We start from the raw sequence: 2,047 nt of genomic DNA, 5'->3' as shown, positions 1-2,047 counted from the left end.
TGCGCGCGAGCAGGCGCTCGGAAACCCACTCCATGACGCCTTGCCAGATCGCGTCTTTGGTTGGGAAGTGCCGGAACAGCGCGCCCTGCGTCAGCTTCATCCGTGCGGCGATGGCCGAGGTGGTTATGTCTTCGGGATTGGCGCTTGCGGCAAGCTCTATCACCGCCTCAACGGCCTCGGCCCGACGCTCGTCCGAAGGCAGATACTTCGCTCGTGGTGACATTGGTGCCTTCATCGCAGAAAGAAAGTAATTGATCACTATCTTTCACGATGCTAAGTCAAAGTCAATGAATATGTATGTCTCGATCAATCGATTCCAGACAGGGACCAGACAGTATCTTCTCCATGCTCAAGGAAGTATGTGAGTACTTGCATCTAGCTGAGCGACCTGCGACGGACTGAAGGGGGACGATCCCGTGAAAAACCCGAGCAGGAGAATTCGGCAGCACGCTCTGCATTTCTTGATGTTCTGCGCCGTCGCGGCAGCGCCTGCGTCTGCGGAGACGATGACCGGGGCGCAAGTGATGGCGCAGATCGTCGGCAAGGATCTGGTGATGCGACGCCATGGCATGACGGTGCATCTGCGCTATGACGTCGATGGGACGGTCGAGGTGAAGGCGCCGCTGCTCGACGGGGTCGGTCGTTGGGTCCTTGTCGGCGACAGCCTTTGCATGACCCTGACAGAGGGTCCGCGACGGGGCGAGACCTGCCATGTGTTTGAGGACATTGGCGGTGGTGGCTACAAAAACTCCGAGGGGCAGATCCTGCGCCAGCGGTGACGGAACGCCCGTGGGTCGGATCGCCGCGTCACGGGCGCAACGTAGGGGCGGGTCCGAATCCTGTCGGGGTCACCGGCGTTCTCCTGTGCTTTCAACTACCGCGATACCGCAAGCTCCATCGCGGCGAGGAACCGCGCGACCTCGGCGGTCGTGTTGTAATGGCAGACCGAGACGCGAACGCAGTCGGCAAGGCCCAGGGGATGCAGGATGTTTCCGCAGTAGTGGTCGTCCTTGCGGATGTGCACGCGGATGCCCTGCCGGGCGAGATGCTGCACCAGATCGGCCGACGACATGCCGTCGAGGGTCAGCGACACGACGCCTTCGCGTCCCTCGACGGCAGGGCCGCCGATGACGGTGACGCCCGGCATTTCGGCAAGCCCCCGGGCGTTCCCCGCGCCTTGCAGCATGGCCCGCATCAACCGCGATTCGTGGTCGTGGATGGCCGCCGCCGCCGCCTCGATCCGGGCGCGGCGGTCGGTGTCGTCGGTGAAGGCGCTGCCCAGCCAGTCGAGATAGGCCACGACGTCGGAGAAGGTCGCATAGGCGCCCGCGTCACGGGTGCCGAGTTCCCAGGCCGTGACCGGCCCGCCGACGATCTGCTCCTTCGCGCAGCTGGTCAGCCGGTTCGAGGCCCATCCGACGCCGTAGCCGTGGCGGGAGAAGACCTTGTAGGGTGACACGGCATAGCCGTCCGCGCCGAAGGCGGCGCAGTCGATGTGGCCGTGGCTCGCGTGCTGTATGCCGTCGATGATGATGAAGGCGTCCGGCGCCTGCGCGCGGATCGCCGCCGCGATGGCGGCGACGTCGACGGCCATGCCGGTGACCGGCGATGTCTGGACGATGGTTGCGACGCGGACCTCGGGCGAGATCAGGGCGAGATAGGCGTCGAGGCCGACCGTTCCGGTGGCGTCGTCATGCACCGCCAGCAGATGCGGCCGCCCCGTCACCTCTGCCCAGCGCGCCATCGCGCTGCGCGAGGCCGGGTGTTCCAGCGTCGAGCCGAGCATGACGCCGCCCGGTGCCGCGCCGAGGGCCGCGGTGCGGATCAGCCGGAAAAGCACCTCCGTCCCGCTTTCGCCCACGAAAACCTGCCCGCCGGGCGCGTTGAGGAAGACCCGCATGTCCGCGCGGCCCCTGTCGATCGCCGCCATCAGCGCCCTGGAGGCCGGGTTGTCGCGCCCCTGATTGTCCGCGTAGCCGGCATAGGCGGCCGAGGTCTCGATCACCGATTTCAGCCTCAACGCGCCGCCCGCATTCTCGAAGAAGAT

At 65.8% G+C, this 2,047-nt stretch carries 3 protein-coding genes; 1 reads left to right on the top strand and 2 read right to left on the bottom strand.

What is annotated here, in order from left to right:
• Nucleotides 1-223 (bottom strand): TetR/AcrR family transcriptional regulator (locus ACMUOO_RS17290; protein ID WP_413855818.1); only part of this gene is annotated, 223 nt, incomplete at its 3' end.
• Between the two features lie 193 nt (nucleotides 224-416).
• On the opposite strand from ACMUOO_RS17290, the gene ACMUOO_RS17285 reads away from it, so the two are divergent.
• Entirely contained in the window at nucleotides 417-779 is a 363-nt protein-coding gene (locus ACMUOO_RS17285) for a hypothetical protein (protein ID WP_413855817.1), read from the top strand.
• Nucleotides 780-874: 95 nt separating this feature from the next.
• Here the strand turns inward: ACMUOO_RS17285 and ACMUOO_RS17280 are convergent.
• Nucleotides 875-2,047: aminotransferase class V-fold PLP-dependent enzyme (locus ACMUOO_RS17280; RefSeq protein WP_413855816.1), on the bottom strand; the 1,173-nt coding region annotated here is incomplete at its 5' end.

Source organism: Albidovulum sp. (genome assembly GCF_041919395.1).
GTDB lineage: Bacteria > Pseudomonadota > Alphaproteobacteria > Rhodobacterales > Rhodobacteraceae > Albidovulum.
The sequence above is the reverse complement of the archived record's forward strand: the minus strand, read 5'-3'. Positions and strand labels throughout refer to the sequence as shown.